Below are 6,992 nucleotides of genomic sequence, written 5' to 3' on the forward strand. Positions count from 1 at the left end.
AGGACGCAATGGTCGAGCGGGCAAAGGATCGCACCTACAACGACGACGAAATCAAGGCCCGATTAGCGGCGAGCCTGCCGCATTGGTATTACGAGGACGGCTGGATCAGACGCCGATACCGCACCAACGGTTGGAAAGGCACCCTGATGGTGATCAATGCGGTTGGACATCTTGCGGAGGCCGCATGGCATCATCCAGACATCACCGCCTCCTATGCGTGGGTCGAGGTGCGCCTCATGAACCACGCCGCAAAGGGGGTCACCGACAAGGATTTCGAGCTCGCTGCGAAAATCGAGGACATGATCCAATGGCGGCCAGGTCCGGGCAGTGCGCTCGAGGGGACACCCGAACAGGATCAGCGCTTCGCCTATATCAAGTACGACAAGCCGAGTGCCAAAGCGCCGGAACACACGTGAGCCTGGGAGACGTGTCGACGATCACTTGCCCGTTTTGCGGGCTGGCTTGTGACGATCTCCCGCGCTCTCCGGCCGGCGTGGAGAGCCGGGGCTGCGCCAAGGCAAGCCAGGGTTTCGCGCGCGGCCTCACAGCGGTGGACCATCGCGTGCGCGGCATTGAATCGCAGCTTGAGGCGGCCGCTGCTGCTGCGGCAAGCATACTTCGCAAGGCGCGATTGCCGCTCATTACCGGGCTTGGCGCCGATCTCGCGGGAATCCGAGCGCTGATCGCCCTCGCCGAGAAGGCCGGAGCGGCAATCGACCGCTGGCAGAGTTCGGCACAGCAAGCCAATCTCGAGGTGATCCGGGATAGCGGCGCCTTTCTTGGAACCTTCAGCGAGATCGCAAACCGCGCCGAGGCGATTTTGCTTGTCGGCAGGGCGCCGGGCGAAGCCTACCCGCGCTTGGGCGAACGTCTATTTCGCAATCGCGCGCCACTTTACCGCACGAACCCTCCCTGGGTGACGTTCCTCGGGCCCGACGCGGGAGCGTTCGCCGATTTGTCACTTGCCGAGCATCTCGCATGCCAATCGGGCGGCTTCGTCGAAGCGCTGGGTGCGCTGAGCGGACTGCTGCTCGGCCGGAAATTGAACGCAAAGCATGCGGCCGGGATTCCAATCGAAGCACTCGCGGCACTCTCCAACCGCCTCAAGGCCGCACACCACAGCGCCATTCTGTGGGATGCGGCGCATTTCCCGGCCGCCGAGCGGGAGATCGCCGTACGCATTCTTCTGCATATCCTCAGGACCCTCAATCGCACGACACGGAGCGTTGGCCTGCCGCTCGGCGGGAGTGACAATGCCCTCGGAGTCTCACAGGCATTGCTGTGGCAGACCGGCTGGCCAAGTCGGATTTGTTTTTCTCGCGGCGTGCCGGAACACGATCCCTGGCTCTATGACGCGGAGCGATTGGTCGGTGACGGGGAGGCGGACGCGCTGGTGTGGACTGCGGTGATTTCGCCAGCGCCCCCGCCGGCGACGAGCCTGCCGACGATTGCCATCGTCGCGGCCGACACCGCCATCGGCGGAACGCCCGACGTCGTGATCCGGGCGGGTGTGCCCGCCTTGGATCACGGGGGGGCGATCGTACGCGCCGACAATGTGGTGGCGCTGCCAATATCCGCAACGCGATCGAGCGAACTGCCAACGGTGGCGGAGGCAGTTCGAGAAATTCTCACGCGGTTGGGGGAGGACGCACCTTGATCGGCTGTATCTCGGGCGGCCGCATCTACGATCCGGTGCACGGCAAGAGCGGTGTGGTATCGGATGTTTTCGTCGAGGATGGCCGGATCGCCGCACCGCGCGACGGCGGGCGGGTGGATATCCGTTGCGATGCGTCGGGTCTCGTCGTGATGGCGGGGGCCCTCGACATTCACAGCCACATCGCCGGCGGAAAAGTCAATCTCGCCCGGTTGTTGATGACCGAGGATCATCGCATCGAGATGCGTTCCCACAGCGCAATAGCCCGCTCCGGGAGCGGATACGTCTCCCCGTCGACATTCGCAACGGGCTATCGCTACGCCGCGATGGGCTATACCGCGGCGTTCGAGCCGGCGATGGTGCCGTCGAATGCGCGCGCTGCTCATCTCGAAATGGCGGACGTGCCCATCGCCGACAAAGGCGCATACGTCATGCTGGGCAACGAGGAATTGCTGCTCCAAATGCTCGCCGAGGGTGCGGAGCAAGAAGAGATCAATGATTACGTTGCCTGGATGATGCACGCCACGGCGGCACTCGGGGTCAAGACGGTCAATCCGGGCGGAATCAGCGCCTTCAAATTCAACGGCCGCGGACTCGAAATCGAGCAAGCCGGCCCACATTACGGCGTCGCACCGCGACGACTGATCCAAGCGCTTGCGCGTGCGGTTCGAGAGATCGGCGTGCACCATCCGCTCCACGTCCACTGCAACAATCTCGGCGTGCCCGGCAACATCGACACCACCCTTGCCACGATCGCGGCGGCGGAGGGTTTTCCGATCCATCTCACGCACGCGCAATTCCATAGCTATGGTACTGAAGGGGATCGGCATTTCTCGTCGGCCGCCGCACGGCTCGCCGAGGCGGTAAACCGGAATCCGAATGTTACCATCGATGTCGGCCAGATCATGTTCGGCCAGACCGTGACGGCGTCGGGCGACACCATGGCGCAGTACCGGAATCACCGTCTGGCGTCCCCCGACAAATGGATTGTCATGGATATCGAATGCGACGGCGGTTGCGGCCTCGTGCCGTTTCGGTATCGCGACAATAACTTCGTCAACGCATTGCAGTGGGCGATCGGGCTCGAGCTGTTCCTGCTGATCGAGGATCCGTGGCAGGTCTTCCTTACGACCGACCATCCGAATGGCGCGCCGTTCACGAGCTACCCGAGACTCATTCGGCTGTTGATGGACCGCGGCTTCCGCAACGATTGTCTGGCTCAAATCCATCCGGCTGCACGGGCGGCGACCGTGCTCGGCACGATCGACCGTGAATACACGCTCGATGAAATCGCAATCATGACGCGTGCGGGACCAGCGCGCATTCTTGGCCTCGCCGACCGCGGTCATCTCGGCGTCGGCGCAGCGGCCGATATCGCTATCTATGCGGAGGATCAGAATCGCGAGCGTATGTTCGAGGCGCCGCGCCACGTCTTCAAGGATGGGGTCGAGGTTGCTCGACGGGGCGAATTGCTGGCGGCGCCGGCGAGTGCCACGCATATCGTCAAGCCCGACTTCGATGCCGCGATCGAACGCCGCATTAAGTCCTTTTTCGACGACCATATGACGGTCAGTTTCGACCATTTTCGAATCTCCGAAGCCGAGTTGGCCGATGGCGGGGTGCGCGTTATCGAGCATGCCTGCCGGCCGAGGACCCGGTCGTGAAGCTATCGGGCATTACCGTCGAAGAGACATTCGCCGAAGCGTTCGGCATGCGCGCCACGCGCCTCCTCGTCACCGCGGATAGCCTGGAATGGGCGGAGGTCGCGGGAAACTCCATGACCGGGTTCGCGACGTCGGTAATCGGCTGCGGTGTCGAAGCCGGAATAGAAAGCGCACTTGCGCCGGGAGAGACTCCGGATGGCCGACCCGGTGTGGCTGTGCTGCTCTTCGCCGTCTCGCGCGATGCGCTTGCGAAGGCATTGCGCGAGCGGGTCGGGCAATGCGTTCTGACTTGCCCGGGTACCGCTTGTTTCGCCGGGCTCGATGGCGAAAACAAACTTCCACTCGGCCGCGTTCTCCGTTATTTCGGCGACGGCTTTCAAACGGCCAAGCGCATCGGCAGTCGCCGTTATTGGCGCATTCCCGTCATGGACGGCGAGTTCATTTGCGAGGATCAGGTTGCCGAGCAAAAAGCCGTCGGCGGCGGCAATTTTCTCATCCTGGGGCGTAGCCGGCCGGCAACGCTCGCCGCGGCAAAGCGCGCGATCGCCGCCATGCGGAAAGTCTCGGGCGCCATCATGCCGTTCCCCGGCGGCATCGTGCGATCGGGCTCGAAGGTCGGCTCGCGCTACAAGTTCCTCATCGCCTCCACCAATCATGCGTTTTGCCCGACGATCAAGGGTGCGGTCGATGGGGCGCTCGAGCCGGATGTCGCCTCTGTGCTCGAAATCGTGATCGACGGATTGGACGAGAAGTCGGTTGGGGCGGCCATGGCGACCGGCATTCGTGCAGCCTGCGTCGAGGGACCCGAGAGCGGGATCGTCCGGATTACGGCCGGGAACTATGGCGGCAAGCTCGGCCCCCATCATTTTCATCTCGCGGAACTGCTCAAATGATCCGTCTCACGATCAAGGCCGAGCTACCGGTGCGGGTCGGCGTTGAGACGCTCATTCCGGAGCGCCTTGCGAATCTAAGCCTCGCTGAGATCGAGCGCTTGCCTCTTCACGTTGGCAATCGCCGAGAGCGTTTGGGAGATTGGTTCCGCGTGGAAAGCAGCACGGGCGATGCGCTTGTCATCGCGGGTGCGGCGCGTAGGCTCGATCGTATCGGCGCTGGCATGACGCAGGGCAAAATTATCGTCGACGGCGACGCGGGGGCGTATCTCGGCCTTGGGCTCGCCGGCGGCGAAATCCGCGTGATGGGCTCTGTAGCATTCGGTGCTGGGACCGACATGCGCGACGGTAAGATTCACATCGCGAGCGATGCCGGTGACGGTGTCGGCGGCGCATTGCCGGGTGCCACGGGCGGCATGCGTGGCGGCGTCGTGATCGTGTCGGGCAGAGCGGGTGCCAGGTGCGGCTACCGGTTGCGGCGGGGGCTCGTCGCCGTCTCGGGGGACACAGCGGAGGCGTGTGGCGCGCGGATGGTGGCGGGCACGATCGTCGTGGGCGGCTCTATGGGGTCGAGCGCAGGTGCGGCGATGCGGCGTGGGAGTATCGTTGGACTCGGAGGTTTTGCCCATATCGGCCCGACCTTCGGCGACTGCGGCGCTCACGAACTCGTCGTCGTGCGTCTTTTGGCACAATGGCTCGGCGAGCTCGGCCTTGCCGCGCTTGCCGGACGGCTGGGGCCGATGCGACGATTTTTGGGCGACCATGCGAACGGCGGACGGGGAGAGCTCCTCACGCCCCTCTGACGCGCAATTCACTATTTGTCTTATGTCTTCCTATTTTGCGATCACTCAGACTTGTTCAGGGGCGGAGGCCGAGCGTTTTGCGCACCTCATTAAGCAGCTCTTGCCCGAATGCGAATCGTGCGTTTGCTTGTCGCGCGGTTATTCTGCCTGCACGAAGCAGTTCCGAATCCGCAATTATTCGCGCGCCTAAATCGCGCATGCTGCGCAGGCTCCCATACAAATGCGCAGCTTCGTCGTATGGGTTAGATGTTAACATCACGACATTGTCAGTCACGGGACGGTCATCCTATTCACGAAGGATAGGGGTGCAACTCCGCTTCGTTTGTTGATGCTGTTTGCCCAGAATCATCATCTCAGCCAAACTTTAATCGTTTCTAAATCCGGCCCGCGCGGGCGCGACAATATTGGCAGGCAAACAGAGAACCCCGCCGAAGCGGGACCAGGTAAAGGACGAGTCTGGCGTGCGATCAGTGACGCTTGGAGCGCTTCAAATGCTCGAGGACGGCGCGGGCGAGCGCGGAAATCGAACGAAGGGACAAAGTCCAATCGGCTTAGTGGATGCCAGCGTTGTTTGCGGCGTCCTCGCCGCCGCGCTTCTCGCCGGCTGTTCGGGCGCGATTAACTCCTCAGGCCCAGCCAACGTTCCAATCACCAATTCCGAAACGGTTCCCACACCGAAGGACGAGGTGTGGAAGAAGCTGGTCGCCGGCCTCCCCAAGCAATTATTTGCCATCAACAATCTCGACAAAGAGTCCGGTCTCGTTAACGTCAGCTACAATGGTGATCCGGAGCGCTACGTCGATTGCGGTATGATCCATTCGGCGATGGGTGGTGGGGGCGAACGTGATTACAATTTTCCAGCCTCACGGGCTGTACAGGAATATCAGGTGACCAATGGTTTTATAACGGCGCAGGTCCACCGGAAGATGTCGCTCGAAGGGCGCATGAGCATTCTAGTTCAATCAGTTGACGCGAACACGACAAACGTCTCCGTGAACACGAAATATATTCTTACTCGCGTCGTGACGGTTGACAGCAATCCACCGCTTAGCGACACCACCTTGGTGAATTTCAACACCGGTCAGTCAGCCGTATTCCCCGTCACCCCCGGTTGGCCGAATGTGCCGTGCCACGCTACCGGAGCTCTCGAGCGGGTGATCCTCGAGATCGTCAAGCTGACGGCGGGCTGATTGAGGTCTGGTTTTTCACGAAAGAGCAGTCGGCTTCCTGCGCTTATTGCGATTCATGAGTCGTCATTGCACGTCGTCGGGCGGAAAGTTGGGCTTCGTCGGGGGTGTCTCAGTGATCCTCGGCTTCGCGGCTGGGCGTTTCTTCTGGAGCCACTTGAAGAACCTGAGCAAGCGCTTCCAACGTTCGAGCGGAGTCACCGCCGGCCTCTTGGACGATGTTAAGGTTGTCTGCTTAACTCAAGGATGAAAATGCGGGCAGGTCTGGATCTCCAGGGAGGAGTCACCGGAGGCTCGGAACCCAGGCGGCGTTCCCGTGGCCCAGACGAAGTGAGGCATGCCTGCTGGTGCACTTGTGATGCCATTGCGATCGCACATTGAGCCTCGAGCTTCAAGAATGGATAGGTCGCTAGCTCAATCAAGAGGCGCTGTAAACTATGACATACCCGTAATACATCATGTAACTAATTGAAATATTTTAGTTTTAGCAAGGTCTGCAGCCAGCTGTGTCGAGAGGCCTTAAAGTCATTTCGATCGTGCGTCCGAAATTACCCCTAGATAACAGATAATTAGTCATCGTAACTCACTGGCATGCCCATTGCAGCTTCGATTCGTCGATGCGGCACAAGCGGCCGCATTAACCAAACCCGGCTCGACAGGTATCGAAGCGCGTCGGGCGGGTACTTCGCGCAAAAAAGCAGGGACAACAAACACAACCACATACCAATGGAAGGAGAATACAATGCGTAAGGTTCTTTTCGCGGGAATTTCCGCGATATCTCTGGCGGTCGCCT

General features: G+C 61.2%; 7 protein-coding genes. All 7 read left to right on the top strand.

Going from position 1 to position 6,992, the window contains the following annotated elements; translation table 11 throughout:
* Window positions 1-8 precede the first annotated feature (8 nt).
* Window positions 9-416, top strand: a complete 408-nt coding sequence (locus VEJ16_05605) for a 4a-hydroxytetrahydrobiopterin dehydratase (protein HYB09124.1) — start codon at window positions 9-11, stop codon at window positions 414-416.
* The gene (locus tag VEJ16_05610) at window positions 413-1,657 is read left to right on the top strand and encodes a hypothetical protein (GenBank protein ID HYB09125.1); all 1,245 of its coding nucleotides are present in this window, start codon (window positions 413-415) and stop codon (window positions 1,655-1,657) included. Before VEJ16_05605 ends, VEJ16_05610 begins: the two co-directional genes overlap by 4 nt.
* Window positions 1,654-3,318 carry a formylmethanofuran dehydrogenase subunit A gene (locus VEJ16_05615; protein HYB09126.1) on the top strand — a complete coding sequence of 555 codons (1,665 nt, stop codon included), beginning with the start codon at window positions 1,654-1,656 and terminating at the stop codon, window positions 3,316-3,318. Before VEJ16_05610 ends, VEJ16_05615 begins: the two co-directional genes overlap by 4 nt.
* Window positions 3,315-4,211 carry a formylmethanofuran--tetrahydromethanopterin N-formyltransferase gene (fhcD, locus tag VEJ16_05620; protein HYB09127.1) on the top strand — a complete coding sequence of 299 codons (897 nt, stop codon included), beginning with the start codon at window positions 3,315-3,317 and terminating at the stop codon, window positions 4,209-4,211. The genes VEJ16_05615 and fhcD overlap by 4 nt, the downstream gene beginning before the upstream one ends.
* Window positions 4,208-5,011 carry a formylmethanofuran dehydrogenase subunit C gene (locus tag VEJ16_05625; GenBank protein ID HYB09128.1) on the top strand — a complete coding sequence of 268 codons (804 nt, stop codon included), beginning with the start codon at window positions 4,208-4,210 and terminating at the stop codon, window positions 5,009-5,011. Before fhcD ends, VEJ16_05625 begins: the two co-directional genes overlap by 4 nt.
* A 491-nt stretch (window positions 5,012-5,502) precedes the next feature.
* A complete protein-coding gene (locus VEJ16_05630; GenBank protein HYB09129.1) occupies window positions 5,503-6,201 on the top strand; it encodes a hypothetical protein in 699 nt (232 codons plus the stop codon).
* A gap of 595 nt (window positions 6,202-6,796) precedes the next feature.
* Window positions 6,797-6,992, top strand: a 196-nt coding sequence (locus tag VEJ16_05635) for a hypothetical protein (GenBank protein HYB09130.1), incomplete at its 3' end; no start/stop codon positions are given.

It is taken from the genome of Alphaproteobacteria bacterium (genome assembly GCA_035625915.1).
GTDB lineage: Bacteria > Pseudomonadota > Alphaproteobacteria > JACZXZ01 > JACZXZ01 > DATDHA01.

Excerpts from the sequence above, each read along its gene's own strand:
- VEJ16_05625 (HYB09128.1), top strand. The coding sequence starts at position 4,208 with ATGATCCGTCTCACGATCAAGGCCGAGCTACCGGTGCGGGTCGGCGTT.
- VEJ16_05605 (HYB09124.1), top strand. The coding sequence starts at position 9 with ATGGTCGAGCGGGCAAAGGATCGCACCTACAACGACGACGAAATCAAG.
- VEJ16_05630 (HYB09129.1), top strand. The coding sequence starts at position 5,503 with ATGCTCGAGGACGGCGCGGGCGAGCGCGGAAATCGAACGAAGGGACAA.